The organism is Frigoribacterium sp. CFBP 13729 (assembly GCF_014841875.1).
Classification (GTDB): domain Bacteria; phylum Actinomycetota; class Actinomycetes; order Actinomycetales; family Microbacteriaceae; genus Frigoribacterium.
In genome coordinates, this window is sequence record NZ_JACYUR010000002.1 from 295,013 (window position 1) to 315,625 (window position 20,613).

Sequence of the window (20,613 nt, forward strand, 5' to 3'; positions counted from 1 at the left end):
GCACCCATGACGAACGTCGCCCCCGACACGACCACCACGGTCGTCGACTCGACCTCGCAGCTCGCCGCCGAGGCCGCCGACCTCGGCAAGCCGAGGCGCTCCGCCTGGCGGCTGATGCTGCCGACGATGACCCCGTGGCTCGCCGCCGGGCTCGGCCTGGTCGGCGCCATCGCGCTCTTCGGCATCGTCGGCCCGTTCTTCGTGCAGGACCCGACCGTCATCCGTGACATCGGCCTCACCGGCCCGTCGGCCCAGCACCTCCTCGGCACGACCCAGACCGGGCAGGACGTCTTCGCCCAGCTCGCCTGGGCCACCCGCGGCTCGCTGCAGATCGGGCTGATCGTCGGCGTCCTCGCGACGGCCCTCTCGGCCTTCTTCGGCATCCTCGGCGCCTACATCGGCGGGTTCACCGACGAGGCGTTCTCGCTGTTCTCGAACGTGTTCCTCGTGATCCCCGGCCTGCCCCTCGTCATCGTGATCTCGGGCTTCGTGCCGCAGGAGCAGCGCGGGCTCTGGACGATCGGCATCGTGCTGGCGATCACCGGCTGGGCCGCGTCCAGCCGGGTGCTGCGCGCGCAGACCCTGTCGATCCGCAGCCGCGACTACGTGGCCGCGGCCCGCGTCGCCGGCGAGAAGCCGTGGCGCGTCATCTCGGTCGAGATCCTGCCGAACCTGCTGCCGGTGCTCGCGTCGCAGTTCGTCTTCGCGGTGATCGCGGCCATCCTCGGGGAGGCGGGCCTGTCGTTCCTCGGACTGGGCGCCTCCAACTCGTCGACCCTCGGCACGATGCTGTTCTACGCGCAGAACGGCTTCGCCCTGCCGCTCGGCGCCTGGTGGTGGTTCGGCCCTCCCGGCCTCATCATCGCCCTGTTCGGCACCGGCCTCTCGCTGATCAACTTCTCGATCGACGAGATCATCAACCCCAAGCTCAAGAACGTGCGCCTGCACCGCAAGCGCGCCCGTCTCGCGAAGAAGGCCTCCCGATGACCCCCACGCAGGAGGCGCCCGTCGCGTCCCGGCCCCGCACCCGTCGCGACGCGGTGCTGACCATCGACGACCTCACCGTCGTCTACGAGGTCGAGAACCCGGTCACGGCCGTCAAGTCGGCGAGCCTCACGCTCGCGCCGGGCGAGATCCTCGGGCTGGCGGGGGAGTCGGGCTGCGGCAAGACGACCCTCGCCTACGCGATCAACCGGCTGCACAAGCCGCCGGCGCGCATCTCGACGGGCTCGATCACGTTCCACGACCGCGACGGCACCGACGTCGACCTCCTCGCCCTCGGCGAGCAGGAGCTGCGGGCGTTCCGCTGGTCGAAGCTGTCGATGGTGTTCCAGGGGGCGATGAACGCCCTCAACCCGGTGACGACGATCCTCACCCAGCTCGACGACGTGCTCGTCACGCACGAGAAGCAGATGAGCAAGGCGCAGCGGCGTGCCCGGGCGGCCGAGGTGCTCGAGCGCGTCGGGGTCGACCCCGTGCGGCTGCGCTCGTACCCGCACGAGCTGTCGGGCGGGATGCGCCAGCGCGTGATGATCGCGATGGCGATGCTGCTCGAGCCGCAGATCATGATCATGGACGAGCCGACCACGGCCCTCGACGTCGTCGTGCAGCGCGACATCCTGCGCGAGATCGTCCGGCTGCGCGACGAGCTCGACTTCGCCGTCGTGTTCATCACGCACGACCTGCCGCTGCTGCTCGAGATCAGCGACCGCATCGCGGTGATGCTGCAGGGCGAGATCGTCGAGCTGAGCACCGCCGAGCAGATCTACGCCGACGCCCAGCACCCCTACACGCGCCGCCTGCTCAGCTCGTTCCCGAGCCTCAGCGGCTCGCGCGGCGCGTTCATCCGCACCGGCGTCGACGAGGGCTCGCCCCTCGAGCAGGACACCCGCACCATCGTGCTGCCCGACCCCGACGACCTGGAGGACCCGCGATGACCAGCATCCACGTCACCGACCTGACCAAGGACTTCTCGGTCCGCAAGGGCATCGGCCGCGAGGCGTTCCGGGCCGTCGACTCGGTGTCGTTCGACCTGCTGCCCGGCCGCACGGTCGCCCTCGTGGGCGAGTCGGGCTCGGGCAAGTCGACCATCGCCCGCATGCTCGCGAAGCTCGAGAAGCCGAGCTCGGGGAAGATCGACGTCACGCTCGACGACGGCACGCCCGTGATGGGCTCGGTCTACCGGCGACACGTGCAGATGGTGTTCCAGGACCCGTTCGCGTCGCTCAACCCGTTCCACTCGATCGAGCACCACATCGCGCGGCCGCTCAGGATCCACCGCCGCACGAGGGGCCGCGCCGAGACGCACGAGCGCGTGCTCGACATGCTCGAGCGCGTCAACCTGCGACCCGCCGAGGACATGGCGGCCCGTCGTCCGCACGAGCTGTCGGGCGGCCAGCGCCAGCGGATCGCGATCGCCCGGGCCCTGGCCCCCGGCGCGCAGGTGCTCATCGCCGACGAGCCGGTCTCGATGCTCGACGTCTCGATCCGGCTCGGCGTGCTCAACCTCATGGGGCGCCTGCAGCGCGAGGACAACCTCGCGGTTCTCTACATCACGCACGACCTCGCCACCGCGAGGCACTTCTCGGACGAGATCCTCGTGCTCTACCGCGGCCGCGTGGTCGAGCGGGGGCCGGCCGACGACGTCATCCTCGACCCGCACCACGACTACACGAAGCTGCTGGCCCTCGCCGCGCCCGACCCCGAGCGCGTGGGCAAGGTCGTGAGCGACGAGTCGGCGCCCGACCGGTCGACCATCGACAACTCGATCTGCTACGACCACTACGCGGGGGCGTGGGTGCAGGCCGGGTCCGCCCCGGCCGGCGACGCGCTCGCCGCGAAGACGGCGGTCCGCTGACGTGAGGCTGCTGCACTGGGGCACCGACGCCGTGCACCTGACCTTCGCCCTGCCCGACGACGCGCCGGTCGCGCTGATCGCGATCCAGCCGGGGGCGGTGCCGACAGGCGAGGCCGCGCCGGCGCCGGGGGAGGCGCCGGATCAGGGCGCCGGCCCGGACGCAGCCGCACCCGCGCTCTGGTCGGGCGACGACGGCGACGTGCCCGACCGCCTCCTGCAGGCCCTGGTGGAGGTCTCGGCGTTCGGGCACGGGCGGTTCCCCGGCAGCTTCCGGCACGTCGACACCGTGCTCGGCGCGGCCCTGCGGCACGTGTCGCACGAGGCCGACGTCGACGACGACGGCACGGCCCGGCTGCGCATCGAGCAGCGCGACGACGCCTCGGGCCTCGTCGTCGCCAGCGTGTTCGAGGCGCAGGAGGCGGTGGCCGCGTTCCGCACGCACACCGAGGTCGGCCTCGTCCCCGGCGCCGCCCCGCTCACCCTCGACGCCGTGTCGACGATCGCGACCGGCGCGTTCCTCGGACGGGACGACGACGTCGACGCCTTCGCCCTCGCGACGGCGGCGAACGACTGGGTGGCCGAGAGCCGCTGGTCGACGACCCCGCTGCGCGACGCCGGGCTCGCGCGCATCGACCGCGACGTGCAGCACCAGCCGCCCCGCACCCGTCTCGTCGTCGGCGACCGCGGCTCGTGGTCGAGCGGCGAGGCCGTGCCCACCGCCGCGCTGCTCGCCCGCGACGGCTCGGCCGCGCTCGCCTGGCAGGTCGAGCACGCCGGCCCCTGGCTGTTCGAGCTCGGCGAGACGCGGCACGGCGCCTACCTGCTGCTGTCCGGACCGACCGACCCCGAGAACCACTGGAGCCTCGTGCTCCGCCCCGGCGAGGTCTTCACGTCGGCGCCGGCCTCGGTCGCCGTCGCGGCGGGCGGCGTCGACGAGGTCCTGGCCGCGATGACGGCCCAGCGGCGTGCCACGCGCCTCGTGCGCGAGGTCGACCACGACCTGCCCGTCGTCTTCAACGACTACATGAACACGCTGATGGGCGACCCCACCACCGAGAAGCTGCTGCCGTTGATCGACGCGGCGGCCGAGGTCGGCGCGGACTACTTCTGCATCGATGCCGGCTGGTACGCCGAGGGCCACTGGTGGGACACGGTCGGGGAGTGGCAGCCCGCCGCGAGCCGGTTCCCCGGCGGGATCGACGAGGTGCTCGACCGGATCCGCGAGCGCGGGATGGTGCCGGGGCTGTGGCTCGAGCCCGAGGTGATCGGCGTGCGGTCGCCGCTCGCCGCCTCCCTGCCGGACGACGCGTTCTTCAGCCGCGGCGGCGTGCGCGTCGCCGACCACGGGCGGCACCTGCTCGACCTGCGCAGCCCCGCCGCGCGGGCGCACCTCGACGGGGTCGTCGACCGGCTCGTCGGCGACCACGGCGTCGGCTTCTTCAAGATGGACTACAACACGATGACGGGCCCCGGCACGGACGCCGGCGGGCTCGCTCCCGGTGCGGGGCTGCTCGAGCACACGCGGGCGCTGCTCGCCTGGCTGGACGACGTCCAGGAGCGCCACCCGCGCCTCCTCGTCGAGAACTGCGCCTCGGGCGCGATGCGGATGGACTGGGCGATGATGTCGCGGCTGCACGTGCAGTCGACCTCCGACCAGCAGGACCCGGTGATGTACGCGACGATCGCGGCCGCGGCGCCCGCAGCGCTGCTGCCCGAGCAGGCGGGGCACTGGGCCTACCCGCACGCCGGCATGGAGCCCGAGCTGTTCACGTTCTCGCTCGTGAACGCGGTGCTCGGGCGCATGTACCTGTCGGGGCACCTGAACCGGATGGACTCCGCCCAGCGCGACGTCGTGCGCGCCGCCGTCGCGGCGCACCGCGAGGTGCTCGGCTCGATCGAGCGGGCCGTGCCGTCGTGGCCGCTCGGGCTGCCGGCGTGGGAGGACGCGTGGACGGCCCTGGCGCTCACCGCCGACGCCGGTGCCGGCGCGGGCGCCGTGACGCACCTCAGCGTCTGGCGCTGCTCGGGCGACGACGACCGCGTCGTCCTCCCGCTGCCGGGGCTGCGCGGCCAGGAGGTGCGGGCCCGGCCGTTCTTCCCGGCCGACCCGGCCGGCTGGTCGTGGAGCTGGGACCCGCAGGAGGCGGAGCTCACGGTGACCGTGGACGTCACCGGCCCCACGGCACGGGTCATCGAGATCCGGGCGACCGGCCACGACGCAGGAGAAGGCGAGGCGGTCGCATGAGCGGCACCGTGACCTGGCCCACGGAGGGCATCGCCTTCGGGGGCGACTACAACCCGGAGCAGTGGGACTGGGACGTGCTGCTCGAGGACGTCGAGCTGATGCGCGAGGCCGGCGTCGGCTTCGTCACCGTCGGCGTGTTCTCGTGGATCAAGCACGAGCCGCGCGACGGCGCGTTCGACTTCGACTGGCTCGACCGGGTGCTCGACCTGCTGCACGAGAACGGCATCCGCGTCGACCTCGCCACCCCCACGGCGTCTGTCCCGATGTGGCTGCACCGCCTGCACCCGGAGATCCTGCCCCAGGACGTGCACGGACACCCTCTCGCCCCCGGCGGCCGCCTCGGGTTCTGCCCGTCGTCGACGGTCTTCCGGCGCTACGCGCTGCGCGTCGTCGAGGCGCTCGCCGCGCACGTCGCAGGCCACCCGGCGGTGCGGCTGTGGCACGTGAGCAACGAGCTCGGCGGCGGCAACGCCCGGTGCCACTGCCCCGTCTCGGAGGCGGCCTTCCAGTCGTGGGTCGAGGCCCGGCACGGCACGGTCGAGGCCCTGAACGCAGCCTGGGGCACGGCGTTCTGGGGCAACTCGTACTCGTCGTTCGACGAGGTCACGACGCCCCGGGGCATCACGGCGCACAACCCGGGTCAGCTGCTCGACTACGAGCGGTTCTCGTCCGACGCGCTGCTCGACTGCTACCGGGCCGAGGCGGCCGTGCTGCGGCGCGTCACGCCCGAGGTGCCCGTGACGACCAATTTCATGGTCGGGCTCGGGCCCGACGTCGTCGACTACCCCCGGTGGGCCGACGAGGTCGACATCGTCGTCAACGACCACTACACCTACGGCCCCGACCCGATGAAGCACCAGGAGCTCGCCTTCGCCGGCGACCGGATGAGGGGCATCTCCGGAGGCGGCCCGTGGCTCCTGATGGAGCACGCGACGGGCGGCTCCACCTGGCACCCGGTCAGCCAGCCCAAGGGGCCGGGCGAGCTGGTCCGGCACGCGCTCGGGCACGTGGCGCGCGGCTCCGACAGCGTCATGTACTTCCAGTGGCGTGCGTCACGGTCGGGGACCGACCAGTTCCACTCGGCGATGCTGCCGCACTCCGGCCCCGAGTCGCGCACGTTCCGACAGATCGTGGCGCTCGGCGCGGACCTCGCGCGGCTGGCCGAGGTCGCCGGGAGCCGGGTCGCCGGCGCCAGGGTCGCGCTGCTGCACGACGACGAGGCCGGCTGGGCGCTGCGCAGCGGCCACAAGCCGGCCGCCCGGCTCGAGTACGCCGCGACGGCGCGGGCGATCCACGCCGCGCTGTTCGCGCGGTCGGTCACCGTCGACGTGGTGCCGCCGTGGCACCCCCTCGACGACTACGACCTCGTCGTCGTGCCGGGGCTGTTCCTCGTCGACGACGCGACCCCCGCCGCCGTGGCCGCCGCCGCCGAGCGGGGCGCCACGGTGCTCGTGACCTGGTTCTCGGGCGTCGTCGACGAGACCAACTCGGTCAGGACCGGTGGTCACCCCGGTGCGTTCCGCGATCTCCTCGGCGTGCGCGGCGACGACTTCTGGCCCCTCGACGAGACCGAGGTCGTCGAGCTCGACACCGGTTGGCGCGCCCGCCGGTGGACGGAGCACGTCACGGCCACGACCGCGGAGGTGGTGGCGTCGTACACGACCGGCGGGGTCGCGGGCGGGGCGGCCGTGACCCGGCGGCCGGTGGGCTCGGGCTCGGCCTGGTACCTCGCCTCCGACCTCGAGCCCGCAGGCCTCGGCGAGCTGCTGGGGCGGCTGCTCGACGAGGCCGGGGTCGTGCCCGCCGCCGTGACGTCGCCCGGGGTGGAGGTCGTCCGCAGAGCCTCGGACGAGGCCTCGTGGGCGTTCGTCCTGAACCACACGTCGTCGGAGGGCTGGGCCGAGGTCGCCGGCACCGACCTCCTGACCGGCGCGGCGTGCGCCGGCCGCGTCGTGGTCCCCGCGGGCGGGGTCGCGGTCGTCCGCGAGGACCGCGCCTAGCGCCACCCCGAGTCGGAGCCAGCCGCCGGGTCAGCGCCAGCGGTACTCGTGCTCGGGACGGCCCGGCGCGCCGTACCGGGGCACCCGGTCGACCTGGCCCGCGTCGGCGAGGTGCTCGAGGTAGCGGCGGGCCGTGACGCGGGAGACCGCGACGGCCGCCGCGACCTCGCCGGCCGACAGCGCGCCTCCTCGGGGCTGCCCCTGCTCGTCGTCGAGGGCAGGAGACGCGGCGACCGCCGGGCCCGACGCGGCCCGCAGCGCCTCGACCACGGCGGCGAGCGTCTCGGGCGCGATCCCCTTCGCGAGCGAGGGGGCGGCGGTCGTGCGCAGCGTCGCGAGGCTCGCGTCGACCTCGGTCTGGGTGACCTGCCCCTCGCCCTGGTCGAGCCCGCGGCGGAACGCGAGGTAGCCGGTGAGCCGCTCCGCGAAGGTCGCGAAGCCGAACGGCTTGATCAGGTACTGCACGATCCCGAGCGACACCGCGCTCTTGACGACCGCGACGTCGCGCACCGCCGTGATCGCGACGACGTCGACCGTCGATCCTGCCGCTCGCAGCGCCCGGCACAGCTGGATCCCGTGGATGTCGGGGAGGGTCAGGTCGAGCAGCACGAGGTCGACGCCGGGCTGCCGCAGCCGGTCGAGGGCGGACCGGCCGTCGTGCACCACGCCGACCAGCTCGAACCCGTCGAGCCGCGTGACGTACGCGCCGTGCGCCTCCGCCGTGAGCGGCTCGTCGTCGACGACGAGCACGCGCACCGGGGCCGTCGTCGGGGGCAGGGGGCGGGACGAGGAGGCGCCGGTCACGACCGCACCACCGCCTCCTCGTCGTCGGGCAGGTCGACGGTGATCGTGGTCCCGTGCACCGTCGAGCGGGCGTCGACGGTGCCGCCCGCCCGCCGCGCGACCTGGGCCACGAGCGCGAGGCCGATGCCGCGCCCCTCGGCGCCTCCCGCCTTGGTGCTGACGCCCCGCTCGAAGACGTCACGACCCCCGGGCAGCCCGGGTCCGCTGTCGGAGACGGCGATCCGCAGGACGCCCGCCGCGGGCCGGTCGAGCGACACCCGCACGGTCGCAGGCCCAGCGCGGCCGGTCCCGCCCGCGCTGCCCGCGGCGCGTCGGTCCGATGCATCCCGTCGTGGACGATCCACCCCGTCGTTCCGGGGTTCATCGTCCACGACGGGGTTCACCGTGCGTTCGTCCTCCGGCCCTGCGTCCGTGCCTTCCACGTCGACGTCCGTGCCCGCATCCGCCCAGCGCGGCGCGGCCGCGTCGAGCGCGTTGTCCACGAGGTTGCCGAGCACCGTCACGAGGTCGCGCACGGGCACCCGCGGCGAGCCGAAGTCGGGCGAGACGTGCAGCTCGAGCTCGACGGCTCGCTCCCGCGCCTGGGCGCTCTTGCCGAGCAGCAGCGCGGCGAGCACCGGCTCGTCGACGGCGGCCACGACCTGGTCGGCGAGCACCTGGCCGAGGTCCAGCTCGTCCGAGGCGAAGCGGAGCGCCTCGTCGGCCCGGCCCAGCTCGATCAGGGCGACGATCGTGTGCAGCCGGTTCGCGAACTCGTGGGTCTGGGAGCGCAGGGCCGCCGAGAGGGTGCTCATCGTCCGGAGCTCGTCGGTGAGCTGCCGCAGCTCGGTGTGGTCGCGCAGGGTCGTGACCGTCCCGAGGGCGCGACCCGCGCCTCTTCGGCCCCCGACTGCTCCACGCCCCATCGCGCCACGCCCGACCGCGACCCGCCCGCCCACTGCCCCCGGCGCCGGCGCGGCCGCGACCCGCTGGTTCACGACGAGCACGCGGTCGTCGGCGACGTGCACCTCGTCCTGCGCCTCGTCGCCCCCGGCGAGCAGCGCGGCCAACGACGTCGGCAGCGCGAGCTCGGAGACCGGCACGGGACGCCGCCCGACGTCGTCGACGAGCGACGGCAGCCCGAGCAGGAGCGCCGCGTGGTCGTTCGCGAGCGTGAGCCGCCCCTGGTCGTCGACGAGCACGAGCCCCTCGCCGACCGAGTGCAGCACCGCTTCGTGGTGGTCGCTGACCCGGCCGAGCTCCTCGGCGCCGAGGCCGCGGGTGACCCGCCGGAGGTGGCGGCTGAGCAGCCACGCCGCCAGCGCCCCGAGGGCGACGGTCGCGAGGGCCCCGCCGACGAGCAGGGGGAGGCGTCGGCCGAGCGCCGCCGACACGCTGTCGACCGTCACGCCCGCGGCCACGAGGGCGACGACGTCCCCCGCGTCGTCGAGCACGGGCACGACGGCGCGGACCGACGGCCCGAGGGTGCCCGAGTACGTCTCGGTGAACGACCGCCCCGCGAGCGCGGGGGCGATCGTGCCGATGAACGGCCGCCCGATCTCGGCGGGGTCGGGGTGCGTCAGGCGGGTGCGGTCGGTCGTCATCACGGTGACGAAGTCGGTGTCGGTGTCGCGCATCAGGTCGAGCGCGTACGGCTCGAGCACCGCGGACGGGTCGTCCGTGTCGAGGGCCTCGAGCACGAACGGGTTGTCCGCGATCGAGGTCGCCAGGGCGGTGCAGCGGGCAGCGGCCGCGCGCTCGGTGTCGGTGCGCGCGCTCGTCCACTGCCACGCCCCGGCGACGAGGGCGAGCACGACGACGCCGACGACCTGCAGGGCGAACAGGCGGGTGGCGATGCTTGCGCGGCGCATCGGACTGCCGGACGGTCCGGTCGCCTAGAGGACGGGCTCGACCAGCCGCACGTGCGAGACGGCGACGCGCGTCGGCTCCCCGGCGAACGCCGTGGCTCGTGCCTCGGACGCCAGGTAGTCGGCCTCGAGCGCGAGGAACGCCTCGGCGTCGCCGGGAGCGCTGACGGCCCAGGTGAACTCCTCGACGGCGCGGTCGGCGTACGCGAACTCGATCGTGAAGCCCGAGGAGGTGCGGGCCGGCACGAGCCGGGAGGTGAACCAGGCGACGAAGTCGTCGAGCACCCCGGGGGCGAGCTCGTAGCGGCGCAGCTGGACGGTCTTCGTGGTGACGTCGTCGTCGGTCATGGCGCCACCCTAGCGACCGCCGCGGACACACCCGAGTCCGCGGCGAACACTATGAACGCAAGCTCGTGCCCCGGGCGCACCGAGGTCATGCTGGCCCGATCCACCCCGCCGACCGGCGACGACGTCGTCCCGGTCACGAGCACGAGGACCACCGATGGCAACGACGCCCTCCCCCCGAGACGACACGATCCACCGTTCGCCCCTCTCGCGCCTCCGGCGGATCGAGAAGTCGCACTGGCTCTACATCGCCGTGATCGTCGCGGTCGGGGCCGGCATCCTCGTCGGCCTGACGGCGCCCGACGTCGCGGTGCAGCTGAAGCCGATCGGCACCGCGTTCGTCTCGCTGATCTCGATGATGATCGCGCCGGTGATCTTCTGCACGATCGTGCTCGGCGTCGGCTCGATCGCGAAGGCGGCGACGGTCGGCAAGGTCGGCGGGCTCGCGCTCGGCTACTTCATCGCGATGTCGACCTTCGCCCTGGCGATCGGCCTCGTCGTCGGCAACCTGATCCACCCCGGCGAGGGCCTGATGGTCGGCAGCACCGGCTACGAGGCTCCCGCGAGCGAGGAGGCGGGCGGCACCGCCGGATTCCTGCTCGGCATCATCCCCGAGACCCTCGTGTCGTCGCTGACCAGCGGCTCGATCCTCCAGACGCTCTTCGTCGCCCTGCTCGTCGGCTTCGCGCTGCAGCGGATGGGCGCGCGCGGCGCGACGATCCTCGAGGGGGTCCGCAACCTGCAGGTGCTGGTGTTCCGCATCCTCGCGATGATCATGTGGGTCGCCCCGATCGGCGCGTTCGGCGCCATCGCGGCCGTCGTCGGCGAGACCGGCGTCGCGGCGATCGTCGCCCTCGCGACGCTGATGGTCGCGTTCTACGTCACCTGCATCGTGTTCGTCGCCGGCGTGCTCGGCACGGTGCTGAAGCTCGTCACGGGCATCAACATCTTCCGGGTGATGCGCTACCTCGGCCGCGAGTACCTGCTGATCGTGTCGACCTCGTCGAGCGAGGTGGCCCTGCCCCGCCTGATCGCGAAGATGGAGCACCTCGGCGTCTCGAAGCCCGTGGTCGGCATCACGGTGCCCACCGGCTACTCGTTCAACCTCGACGGCACCGCGATCTACCTGACGATGGCGTCGCTGTTCATCGCCAACGCGATGGGCACGCCGCTGAGCGTGGGGGAGCAGCTGTCGCTGCTGCTCTTCATGATGATCGCCTCGAAGGGCGCCGCAGGCGTCACCGGCGCCGGCATCGCCACCCTCGCCGGAGGCCTCCAGGCGCACCGGCCCGACCTGGTCGACGGCGTCGGCGTGATCGTCGGCATCGACCGCTTCATGTCGGAGGCCCGCGCCCTGACGAACTTCACCGGCAACGCGGTCGCGACGCTGCTCGTCGGCACGTGGACCCGCGAGGTCGACACGGACCAGGTCGAGCGCGTGCTCGGCGGCCGGTCGCCCTTCGACGAGTCGACGATGAGCGCCGACGGCCACGGCGACGCGGCACACGCGGCCGCCACGGGGGCCGGTGCCGAGGCCACGGGACCGACGCGCGACGACCGCATCTCGACCGACACCGTGCGGACGATCGTCGGCGGCGACGAGCGGGTCTCGCGGCGCTGACGGGCGGCGACGCGCGGGGTCGCGCCGTCGCGTCGCGTCGCCGACGCCGCGAAGCACCCCCTAGTGGACGATGCACCCCGTAACGACGGGGTGGATCGTCCACTCCGGGGTGCTCGGGGCGGGCGCGAGGCGCGAGACGGGTCGGTCGTCATGGTCCGCCGATGCGTTCCCGTGCACCGGTGTTCCCCGTTCGTGATGTCGGCGGGTCGCCGGAGCCGGCGGCGGGCGGGCGCCCACCCGCCGTGAGTGACGGGAACCCGCCGAACCTGGAGCTTGGACCGCCGGGGACGACGGGAACCCGCCGCACCCGCCCGCGCGCCGCCTCCTAGAGTGAGGTCCTCCACCTGCCCCACGGAGGAGCTCCATGGCCACGTCACCGTCACCGACCACGTCCCCGCCCCGGGACACGACCCCGCCTTGGCCTCCACGGCCCTCGGCGCCCGGCGAGCGGGACCGGCCCGACGGGCGCGGCCGCACCGGGCTCGACGCGACGGGTCGCGACCTGGTCGGCAACCCCGACGTCGTCGTGCGCGACGTCGAGGTGACCTCCGACGGCTGGCACGTGCTGCGGCGCACGACCTTCGACGTCCGCGGACGGGACGGGACCTGGTCGACGCAGCAGCGCGAGACCTACGACCGCGGCAACGGCGCGACGATCCTGCTCGTCGACCCTGCCCGCGACACCGTCCTGCTGACCCGCCAGTTCCGGTTCCCGGCGTACGTGAACGACCACCCGGACGGGATGCTCGTCGAGGCCGCCGCGGGCCTGCTCGACGAGGACGACCCGGAGACGGCGATCCGTCGCGAGGCGAGCGAGGAGCTGGGCGTCGAGGTGGGTGAGCTCACGCACGTGTTCGACGCCTACATGAGCCCGGGCTCCGTCACCGAGCGGGTGCACTTCTACGCCGCCGAGTACAGCCCCGTCGACCGGACGAGCGCCGGCGGGGGAGTCGCCGACGAGGGCGAGGAGATCGAGGTGCTCGAGCTTCCTTTCGCCGAGGCGCTGGCCATGGTCGACGACGGCGGCATCGTCGACGGCAAGACGATCATGCTGCTGCAGTGGGCGGCGCTGCGACGACTCACGACGGGCGGCCTCGGCTAGCGATCCCAGCCCACGGGCTCAGCCCTCGCGCAGCACCTTCGACATGGCGCGGCCGCGCGCAACCTCGTCGACGAGCTTGTCGAGCCGCCGGATCTGCTGCATCAGCTCGTCGTCGAGCTCCTCGATGCGGACGCCGCAGATCACGCCGTTCACGAGCGACGCCCGCGGGTTCAGCTCGGCCGCCGCGAAGAAGTCACGGAACGTCGTCCGTGCCGCCAGGTGCTCGGCGAGCCGCGTGTCGTCGTAGCCGGTCAACCACGAGATCACCGTGTCGACCTCGGCCCGCGTGTGGCCCTTCCGCTCAGCCTTGGCGACGTAGAGCGGGTAGACGTCGGCGAACGCGGTCTCGAAGATGCGGCCGTTGCGGTCCATGGCGGCAGCGTAGCTGCGGGGGCCGTCCCCGTCAGCCCTCGCGCACCTCCCGTGCCCGGCCCTTGATCGCCGAGATGACCTCGGTCTTCGCGTCGGCGTAGTCGTTCATGTCGTCCCAGCGGCGGGCGAGCAGGTCGCGCTTCGTCCGCTCGTAGAGGGCGCGGTCGTCGTCGTCGCGGCGCAGGTGGTCGCGCAGGAGGAGGTAGTCGGCCACCGCAGGAGCGCCGCGGTCGTAGACGTGCACGTGCACGTCGCGCTCGGGCGTGCGCACCAGCCGGTGCCCCGGCTCGCGCACGCGCAGCACGTAGCCGGCCGCGAGCAGGGGTGCGAGCCAGTCCTCCTCGGCGGTGACGTCGTCGACCGCGACGACGACGTCGACGATCGGCTTCGCGGCCAGGCCGGGCACGGACGTCGAGCCGATGTGCTCGACCTGGGCCTGCGTGCCGGTCGTCGCGAGGGCCGCGAGGATGCGCCGCTCGTGCTCACGGAACAGCTCGGGCCACCGCGGGTCGGGGTCGTGCAGCGTCACCGCGACGGCCTCGGGACCGCCGACGAGGTCGAGCTCGGTCACGTCGGGGCGGCGGCGGGGGCGGGGATCGAGGGTCACCTGGTCATCCTGCCAGCCGGTCGCGGCCGGTCGCGGTGGGGGCGATGCCCGTCGCGGCCTGTCGCAGCCGGTCGCCCGACCGTCGCAGGTGCGTCGCACCCGCCTCGCCTGCCAGGATCGAGGTCCACTCGAGGGGAGCGACCATGGACGAAGGACTGCTGTACGACCTCTGCAGCCGGGCACGACGCGTGCAGGCCGCGCGCAGCTCCGAGGCCAGCCTGCAGGGCCTGACCGACCTGGTCCGGGCCGCGGCCGACCCGCGGGGCCGCCGCTCCGACCTCGAGATCCACCAGCTGATCGAGTCCGCGCCGCAGCCCGTCGGCATGCGCTGGAGCGTCGCGCAGCTCGAGGCGCTCGCCGGGGCCAGGGGCGACGCCCCCGCCGACTTCGACGAGGACGAGGCCGAGGACTACGAGGAGGCGCAGGCCGCGCTCCTGAGGGCGGTCGGCAAGGACGACGGCGAGCCCGCGATCGGCCCCGTCGGCGTCGCCAAGAACGTGCTCGAGCAGCTGCTGCACCGCTGGTTCTGACGCAGGCCCGGGCCGTCGGACGAACGCGGCTGCCTGCCCGGGCCGGAACACGGCGTCATCCGCCCCCGGTTTCGTCCATGATGGTCCCGTGACCGACACCGACACCGCGAAGCGACCCGACGGAGCCAGCCGAGACGACGTCCGGGGGGCGGTCGACACCGACCTGCGCGCCGACGTGAGCTTCCTGGGCAGCCTGCTCGGGCGCGTGCTCACCGAGGCCGGCGGCCCCGACCTGCTGGCCGACGTCGAGCGCCTGCGCGCCGCCGTCATCTCCGCCTACGAGGACGCGACCGCGGGCCACGCCGGCAAGACGGACTCCGCCGAGCCGGTCGACCGCGCCGGCGAGATCGTCGCGGAGCTCGACCAGGAGCGCGCCGAGCAGGTCGCCCGGGCCTTCACCGTCTACTTCCATCTCTCCAACCTCGCCGAGGAGCACCACCGGGTGCGCGTGCTGCGCAGGCGCCGCGAGCGGGCCGACTCGCTGCCCGCCGCGGTCGAGCGGCTCGTCGAGGAGCTGGGGGCCGAGGAGGCGTCGGCACGTCTGCAGGCGCTGCGGTTCCAGCCCGTCTTCACCGCGCACCCCACCGAGGCTCGCCGCCGCGCGGTCGCGAGCACCATCCGCCGCATCAGCGACCTGCTCGACGAGCGGGACGCCGCGCAGAGCACGGCCGACCTGCTCGAGACCGAGCGTCGCCTCCTCGAGGAGATCGACGTGCTGTGGCGCACCTCGCCGCTGCGCACCACGCGGCCGACCCCGCTCGACGAGGTCCGCACCGCGATGAACGTCTTCGACCAGACCCTGTTCGAGGTCGTGCCGCACGTCTACCGCGTGCTCGACGACCGTCTCAACGGCGACGCGGCCGGCCGTCAGCCGGTGGCGGCCCCGGCCTTCATGCGCTTCAGCAGCTGGATCGGCGGTGACCGCGACGGCAACCCGCACGTCACCGCCGAGGTCACCCGCGCCGCCGCCGAGATCGCGTCCGAGCACGTGCTGCTCGGCCTGCACCGCGCGGCCGGCCGCATCGGCGGCACCCTGACCCTAGACGAGGCCGACACCCCGGCCGACGCCGGCGTCCGCGAGCTCGCCGAGCAGCAGCGCGCGCTCGACCCCGACACGGCCTCGCGCATCGGCATCCGCTCGCCCAACGAGACCCACCGCCGGGTGCTCCTGTTCGTCGCCGAGCGGATCGACGGCACGCGCCGCGGCGTCGAGGGCCTCGCCTACGCCGGGCCCGACGACCTGCTCGCCGACCTCCGCACCGTCCAGGCGTCGCTCCGCGCGGCCGGGGCGCACCGCGCGGCCAACGGCGAGCTGCAGAACCTCGTCTGGCAGGTCGAGACCTTCGGCTTCCACCTCGCCGAGCTCGAGGTGCGCCAGCACTCGCAGGTGCACCGCACCGCCCTCGAGGAGGCGCGGGCCGGCGGCGAGCTCAGCGCTCAGACCGTCGAGGTGCTCGACGTGTTCCGCACCGTCGCCTCGCTGCAGCAGCGCTTCGGGCGTCGTGCCGCCTCCCGGTACATCGTGTCGTTCACCCAGTCGTCCGCCGACCTCGCGAACGTCGTCGAGCTGGCCGAGATCGCCCTCGGCTCGGCCGAGGCGGCGCCCGTGCTCGACGTCATCCCGCTGTTCGAGACGTTCGCCGACCTCGAGGCGTCGACGCGCATCCTCGACGAGGCCCTGCAGACCGACGCGGTGCAGCGTCGTCTCGCCGCGACCGGCCGCAAGCTCGAGGTGATGCTCGGCTACTCCGACTCGTCGAAGGACGTCGGCCCCGTCAGTGCGACCTTCGCCCTCTACGACGCGCAGGCGCGCATCGCCGAGTGGGCACGGAGCAACGACATCGAGCTGACCCTGTTCCACGGCCGCGGCGGCTCGATGGGCCGCGGCGGGGGACCGGCCCACGAGGCCGTCCGCGCCCAGCCGCCCGGGTCGGTCGAGGGCCGGTTCAAGATCACCGAGCAGGGCGAGGTGATCCTCGCGAACTACGGCAACAAGGTGATCGCCGCCCGGCACATCGAGCAGATGGCCGCCGCGACCCTGCACGCGTCGACGCCGTCCACGGCCGCCGCGAACGCCGCCTCCGCCGAGCGCTTCGCCCCGCTGGCCGCGGCCATGGACGCGGCCTCGCGCGACGCCTTCTTCGGCCTGGTCAAGGCCGACGGGTTCGCGACCTGGTTCGCCACGGTCACCCCGATGGAGGAGGTGGGCCTGCTCGCGCTCGGCTCGCGTCCCGCGCGGCGCGGCCTCTCGGTCGAGTCGCTCGAGGACCTCCGGGCCATCCCGTGGGTCTTCGCGTGGACGCAGGCCCGCATCAACCTGGCCGGCTGGTACGGCCTCGGCTCGGCGCTCGCCGCGGTCGGCGACGTGCAGGTGCTGCGCGAGGCCTACGAGGCCTGGCCGTTGTTCCGCACGATGATCAAGAACGTCGAGCTGTCCCTGGCGAAGACCGACGACCACATCGCCCGCCGCTACCTCGGCCTGGCCGAGCGCGACGACCTCGCCGACCGGGTGCTGGCCGAGATGGCGCTGACCCGCGAGTGGGTGCTCGCGACGAGCGGGTCGAGCGACGTGCTCGAGGGGCGACCGGTGCTCAGCCGCTCGGTGCGCCTCCGGAGCCCCTACGTCGACGCGCTGTCGCTGCTGCAGCTGCGCGCACTGCGGGGGATCCGCCGCTCGGTCGAGAAGGACCCGGCGGACGCCGACCACCGCCTCCTGCTGCTCACCGTCAACGGCATCGCGGCCGGCCTCCAGAACACGGGCTGACCGCGCCTCTCTCATTCAGGAACATCGGTCCTGCGTCTCGCGGCGGGGGGACCGATGTTCCTGAGTCGTGCACGGTGCAGGAACGGCGTAGACGGACTTCCTGCATGCTGAATGCGCCCGTTCTCGTGCCGCCGGGGCGGCCTCCGACCTTCGGTCGATCCCCGAGGAGGCGCCCCCTCCGTACCCTCGGAGCATGAGCACCGAGACCGTGACCGACGGCAGACCCCGTGGCTGGGCCCGCGCCTGGGGCGAGACGTGGCGGCTCCTCGTCGCTCTCGTCTTCGGCCTGGTCGTGTCGCTCGCGGTCTGGTTCGGCGACCCGACCGGTGTCCGCGACGCCGAGCCGCTGTTCGGCCTCTTCGTGTTCCTCGACGTGCTCGTCGGGCTCACCGTGCTCGTGCTGCTGCCCCTGCGGCACCGCGCCCCGTTCGTGCTCACCCTGGTGGCGGTCGTGCTCGCGGGCATCTCGCCGTTCGCGTCGTGCGCCGCGTCGCTCATGCTCGTGTCGCTCGCGACCCGTCGGCGGGCGGCCGAGATCGTCCCCGTGGCACTGGCCTTCGTCGTCGCGAGCGTGCTGGGCGAGGTGCTGTACTTCCGGTCCGAGCCGGTCCTCCCGCTCTGGCAGACCCTCGTCGCGGTCGTCGTCGTCACGGCCTTGATCGTCGTCGTCGGGCTCTACATCGGCGGTCGTCGTGAGCTGCTGCGCAGCCTGCGCGAGCGTGCCCGCCTCGTCGAGGAGGAGGAGCACCTCCGCCTGTCCCAGGCCCGCGACCACGAGCGCACCCGGATCGCTCGCGAGATGCACGACGTGCTCGCCCACCGGCTCTCGCTCGTCGCCCTGCACGCCGGGGCCCTCGAGTACCGCGACGACCTCGACCCGGCCGAGACGCGGGCCACCGCCGGCGTCATCCGGGAGAACGCGCGGACGGCGCTGACCGAGCTGCGGGACGTGCTCGGGGTGCTCCGCGAACCCGGTCCCGACGGCGGCGCGGTGGCGGCTCCGCCCCAGCCGACCCTGGCCGGGCTGGACGAGCTGCTCGACGAGGCGCGGTCCGCGGGCATGGTCGTCCAGCTCGAGTCGTCGCTCCCCGCGGCCCTGACCGGCGGCCGCGGCGACCCCGCCGCGGCGGACGGCCCGTCCGAGGAGGCGCCTCCCACGACGACGAGCCGGCACGCGTTCCGCATCGTGCAGGAGTGCCTGACGAACGCCCGCCGGCACGCTCCGGGGCAGCCGGTGACGGTGACGCTCGACGGGCGTCCCGGGGGCCAGCTCGTCGTCCGGGTGGAGAACGCACTCGGGACTGCCTCGAGGGGAGCCGTCCCCGCGTATCCGTCGAGTCCGGGGGCGCCGTCGCCGGCCCTGTCGGCGGCAGGATCCCTGCGTGCAGGTGCAGGTGCAGGTGCAGGTGCAGGTGCAGGTGCAGCCGCAGCCGCAGCCGCAGCCGCTGGCGCGCGTGCCGGGCGCGGCGGCCACGGCCTCGACGGCCTGGCGGAGCGAGCCCGTCTCGCCGGCGGCACCCTGACCCTCGACTCGTCCGCGGGTCGCCACGTCGTGGAGGCGAGGCTGCCGTGGACCCGCTGACCCGCACCTCCGCCCCGGTCCGCGTGGTGCTCGTCGACGACGAGAGGCTCGTCCGGACCGGACTCCGCCTCATCCTCGGCGGCGAGCCGTCCGTCGAGGTGGTGGGCGAGGCCGGCGACGGCGTCGAGGCCGAGCACGTCATCGCCGAGACCGTCCCCGACGTCGTCCTGATGGACATCCGCATGCCCCGCCGTGACGGGCTCGCCGCGACCGAGCGCGAGCTCGCACGTCGACCCGACCTCGCCGTCCTCGTGCTCACGACCTTCGACGCGGACGACATGGTGCTCGGGGCCTTGCGCCTCGGCGCCCGCGGGTTCCTGCTCAAGGACACGCCGCCGGCCGAGCTGGTGGCGGCGGTCCTCGCGGCGGCGCAGGGCCGGTCGACCCTGTCACCGAGCGTGCTCGACCGCGTGATCGGGGCCGCGACGGCGTCCGTCCCCGTGCAGGCCGTCGACGGCAGCGCCGAGGAGGCGGCGGCCGCGGCCGACGAGGCCCGGTCCCGTCTCGCGCTGCTCACCGCCCGCGAGGCCGACGTCGTGCGCGGGGTCGTGCGCGGCCGCTCGAACGCGCAGATCGGCGCCGAGCTGTACGTCAGCGTCGCGACGGTGAAGACCCACCTCGGCCACGCCTACGACAAGCTCGGCGTCGACGGCCGGGTGCAGCTCGCGCTGCTGGCGCGGGCGGCGGGGCTCCCCGAGGACTGACGCCGCTCCTCCCCAGGTCACGATTCGACACCGCCTGTGCCCCCGCGCGGTCACGACCCGGTGCAGGCCCGGGGGAGGTGCCATGATCATCGGCAGAGCAGCGTCCGCTCGCCGTCCAGGAGGTCATCCGTCGTGTCTGTCCGTGCTGTCGTGCCCGTCCGCATCGCGTCCCGCTCCGCCCGCCCGCGCCTCCTCGGCGCCGCCGCCGGCCTGGCCGGGCTGGTCCTCCTGTCGGCGTGCGCGTCGGCGCCGTCGGACGACGGGGGCGCCGCGACGGCCTCGACGCACTGTGCCCGGATGGTGACCAACTCCGGCGGCCTCGAGGACCGCTCGTTCAACCAGTCGAGCTGGGCCGGGCTGCAGGCTGCCGAGGCCGACGGCGTCGCCGCCCAGGTGCTCGTCTCGACCTCCGAGACCGACCTGGCGCCCAACGTGACCCAGGCCGTCGAGTCCGGCTGCGGCTTCGTCCTGACCGTCGGCTACGAGCTGGCCGCCGCCACCCAGGAGCAGGCCGCGGCCAACCCCGACGTCGACTTCGCCATCGTCGACGAGACCGTCGAGGGCGACAACGTCAAGTCGATCCTGTTCGACACGGCGCAGGCGTCGTACCTCGCCGGCTACCTCGCGGCCGGGGTCTCGAAGACCGGCGCGGTGGGCACCTTCGGCGGCGGCAACCAGCCGCCCGTGACCCTCTTCATGGACGGCTTCGCGCAGGGCGTCGATGCCTACAACGCCGCGCACGGCGCCTCCGTGCGACTGATCGGCTGGGACCCGGTCGCCCGCGACGGCTCGTTCACCGGCGACTTCGAGGACGTCAACAAGGGCAAGCAGGTCGCCCAGGCGCTGATCGACCAGGGTGCCGACGTGATCATGCCCGTCGCCGGCCAGGTCGGCGAGGGCGCCGCCTCGGCCGCGCTCGACGCCGGGGGAGTCAGCGTCATCTGGGTCGACAACGACGGCTACGACACGCTGCCCGAGGCGTACCGCCCGATCCTGCTGACCTCCGTCCTCAAGGACACCGAGCAGGCCGTCCGCGAGATCGCCGTGTCGACGACCGACGACAGCTTCACGAACGAGCCGTACGTCGGCACCCTCGAGAACGAGGGCGTCGGCCTCGCGCCGTTCCACGACCTCGAGTCGAGCGTGCCCGCCGACCTCGCCGCCGAGGTCGACGCCCTGCGCGACCAGATCGTCGCGGGCACGGTCACGGTCGACTCGCCCGACGCCCCGTAG

The 20,613-nt window shown here is 73.8% G+C and carries 18 protein-coding genes; 12 read left to right on the top strand and 6 right to left on the bottom strand.

The features are described 5' to 3' along the window. The first annotated feature begins 6 nt into the window (after positions 1–6). Genes IFT77_RS07820 through IFT77_RS07840 form a run of 5 tightly spaced genes read left to right on the top strand, consistent with a single transcriptional unit; the run spans position 7 to position 7,102 of the window. Complete coding sequence (locus tag IFT77_RS07820) at positions 7–987, top strand: ABC transporter permease (RefSeq protein ID WP_192169664.1); 981 nt, start codon at positions 7–9, stop codon at positions 985–987. Beyond that, positions 984–1,937, top strand: a complete 954-nt coding sequence (locus IFT77_RS07825; RefSeq protein ID WP_192169665.1) for an ABC transporter ATP-binding protein — start codon at positions 984–986, stop codon at positions 1,935–1,937. Before IFT77_RS07820 ends, IFT77_RS07825 begins: the two co-directional genes overlap by 4 nt. Next, positions 1,934–2,857 carry an ABC transporter ATP-binding protein gene (locus IFT77_RS07830; protein ID WP_192040976.1) on the top strand — a complete coding sequence of 308 codons (924 nt, stop codon included), beginning with the start codon at positions 1,934–1,936 and terminating at the stop codon, positions 2,855–2,857. Before IFT77_RS07825 ends, IFT77_RS07830 begins: the two co-directional genes overlap by 4 nt. Before the next feature lies 1 nt (position 2,858). Next, on the top strand, positions 2,859–5,102 hold the full coding sequence (locus tag IFT77_RS07835; RefSeq protein ID WP_192169666.1) for a glycoside hydrolase family 36 protein: 2,244 nt from the start codon (positions 2,859–2,861) through the stop codon (positions 5,100–5,102). Further along, positions 5,099–7,102, top strand: a complete 2,004-nt coding sequence (locus tag IFT77_RS07840; RefSeq protein ID WP_192169667.1) for a beta-galactosidase — start codon at positions 5,099–5,101, stop codon at positions 7,100–7,102. Before IFT77_RS07835 ends, IFT77_RS07840 begins: the two co-directional genes overlap by 4 nt. A 30-nt stretch (positions 7,103–7,132) precedes the next feature. On the opposite strand, the gene IFT77_RS07845 is transcribed toward IFT77_RS07840, so the two are convergent. From IFT77_RS07845 to IFT77_RS07855, 3 genes are read right to left on the bottom strand one after another with little or no spacing between them, the layout of a single operon-like run. Next, complete coding sequence (locus tag IFT77_RS07845; protein ID WP_371740981.1) at positions 7,133–7,906, bottom strand: response regulator; 774 nt, start codon at positions 7,904–7,906, stop codon at positions 7,133–7,135. Beyond that, positions 7,903–9,756 (bottom strand): ATP-binding protein, encoded by a 1,854-nt coding sequence (locus IFT77_RS07850; RefSeq protein WP_192169668.1) that lies wholly within the window; start codon positions 9,754–9,756, stop codon positions 7,903–7,905. The genes IFT77_RS07845 and IFT77_RS07850 overlap by 4 nt, the downstream gene beginning before the upstream one ends. 24 nt (positions 9,757–9,780) lie before the next feature. After that, entirely contained in the window at positions 9,781–10,101 is a 321-nt protein-coding gene (locus tag IFT77_RS07855; protein WP_192040980.1) for a hypothetical protein, read from the bottom strand. A 154-nt stretch (positions 10,102–10,255) separates the two neighbouring features. Between IFT77_RS07855 and IFT77_RS07860 the strand changes: the two genes are divergently transcribed. Continuing rightward, positions 10,256–11,719: a cation:dicarboxylate symporter family transporter gene (locus tag IFT77_RS07860; RefSeq protein WP_192169669.1), complete on the top strand. Its 1,464-nt coding sequence runs from the start codon at positions 10,256–10,258 to the stop codon at positions 11,717–11,719. Positions 11,720–12,083: 364 nt separating this feature from the next. Continuing rightward, positions 12,084–12,821, top strand: coding sequence for an NUDIX domain-containing protein (locus tag IFT77_RS07865; protein WP_192169670.1), 738 nt, complete (start codon positions 12,084–12,086; stop codon positions 12,819–12,821). An 18-nt stretch (positions 12,822–12,839) separates the two neighbouring features. Here the strand turns inward: IFT77_RS07865 and IFT77_RS07870 are convergent, their stop codons facing one another. The 3 genes from IFT77_RS07870 to IFT77_RS07880 are packed head-to-tail and all read right to left on the bottom strand — an operon-like array spanning position 12,840 to position 13,945. Then, entirely contained in the window at positions 12,840–13,193 is a 354-nt protein-coding gene (locus tag IFT77_RS07870) for a DUF2200 domain-containing protein (protein ID WP_192169671.1), read from the bottom strand. Positions 13,194–13,224: 31 nt separating this feature from the next. Then, on the bottom strand, positions 13,225–13,800 hold the full coding sequence (locus IFT77_RS07875) for a GrpB family protein (protein WP_192169672.1): 576 nt from the start codon (positions 13,798–13,800) through the stop codon (positions 13,225–13,227). Between the two features lie 4 nt (positions 13,801–13,804). Continuing rightward, positions 13,805–13,945 (bottom strand): hypothetical protein, encoded by a 141-nt coding sequence (locus tag IFT77_RS07880; RefSeq protein WP_192040983.1) that lies wholly within the window; start codon positions 13,943–13,945, stop codon positions 13,805–13,807. Here IFT77_RS07880 and IFT77_RS07885 point away from each other — a divergent pair. From IFT77_RS07885 to IFT77_RS07905, 5 genes are all read left to right on the top strand, one after another. Further along, positions 13,944–14,330 (top strand): hypothetical protein, encoded by a 387-nt coding sequence (locus IFT77_RS07885; protein ID WP_192169673.1) that lies wholly within the window; start codon positions 13,944–13,946, stop codon positions 14,328–14,330. The genes IFT77_RS07880 and IFT77_RS07885 overlap by 2 nt on opposite strands. An 88-nt stretch (positions 14,331–14,418) precedes the next feature. Next, entirely contained in the window at positions 14,419–17,094 is a 2,676-nt protein-coding gene (locus tag IFT77_RS07890) for a phosphoenolpyruvate carboxylase (RefSeq protein WP_192169674.1), read from the top strand. 193 nt (positions 17,095–17,287) lie between these two features. After that, positions 17,288–18,676 carry a sensor histidine kinase gene (locus tag IFT77_RS07895; RefSeq protein ID WP_192169675.1) on the top strand — a complete coding sequence of 463 codons (1,389 nt, stop codon included), beginning with the start codon at positions 17,288–17,290 and terminating at the stop codon, positions 18,674–18,676. After that, positions 18,673–19,380, top strand: coding sequence for a response regulator transcription factor (locus IFT77_RS07900; RefSeq protein ID WP_192041415.1), 708 nt, complete (start codon positions 18,673–18,675; stop codon positions 19,378–19,380). Before IFT77_RS07895 ends, IFT77_RS07900 begins: the two co-directional genes overlap by 4 nt. A gap of 132 nt (positions 19,381–19,512) precedes the next feature. Beyond that, complete coding sequence (locus IFT77_RS07905) at positions 19,513–20,613, top strand: BMP family ABC transporter substrate-binding protein (protein ID WP_192169676.1); 1,101 nt, start codon at positions 19,513–19,515, stop codon at positions 20,611–20,613.

Excerpts from the sequence above, each read along its gene's own strand:
- IFT77_RS07820 (WP_192169664.1), top strand. The coding sequence starts at position 7 with ATGACGAACGTCGCCCCCGACACGACCACCACGGTCGTCGACTCGACC.
- IFT77_RS07825 (WP_192169665.1), top strand. The coding sequence starts at position 984 with ATGACCCCCACGCAGGAGGCGCCCGTCGCGTCCCGGCCCCGCACCCGT.
- IFT77_RS07830 (WP_192040976.1), top strand. The coding sequence starts at position 1,934 with ATGACCAGCATCCACGTCACCGACCTGACCAAGGACTTCTCGGTCCGC.
- IFT77_RS07840 (WP_192169667.1), top strand. The coding sequence starts at position 5,099 with ATGAGCGGCACCGTGACCTGGCCCACGGAGGGCATCGCCTTCGGGGGC.
- IFT77_RS07850 (WP_192169668.1), bottom strand. The coding sequence starts at position 9,756 with ATGCGCCGCGCAAGCATCGCCACCCGCCTGTTCGCCCTGCAGGTCGTC.
- IFT77_RS07855 (WP_192040980.1), bottom strand. The coding sequence starts at position 10,101 with ATGACCGACGACGACGTCACCACGAAGACCGTCCAGCTGCGCCGCTAC.
- IFT77_RS07860 (WP_192169669.1), top strand. The coding sequence starts at position 10,256 with ATGGCAACGACGCCCTCCCCCCGAGACGACACGATCCACCGTTCGCCC.
- IFT77_RS07865 (WP_192169670.1), top strand. The coding sequence starts at position 12,084 with ATGGCCACGTCACCGTCACCGACCACGTCCCCGCCCCGGGACACGACC.
- IFT77_RS07870 (WP_192169671.1), bottom strand. The coding sequence starts at position 13,193 with ATGGACCGCAACGGCCGCATCTTCGAGACCGCGTTCGCCGACGTCTAC.
- IFT77_RS07885 (WP_192169673.1), top strand. The coding sequence starts at position 13,944 with ATGGACGAAGGACTGCTGTACGACCTCTGCAGCCGGGCACGACGCGTG.
- IFT77_RS07880 (WP_192040983.1), bottom strand. The coding sequence starts at position 13,945 with ATGGTCGCTCCCCTCGAGTGGACCTCGATCCTGGCAGGCGAGGCGGGT.
- IFT77_RS07895 (WP_192169675.1), top strand. The coding sequence starts at position 17,288 with ATGAGCACCGAGACCGTGACCGACGGCAGACCCCGTGGCTGGGCCCGC.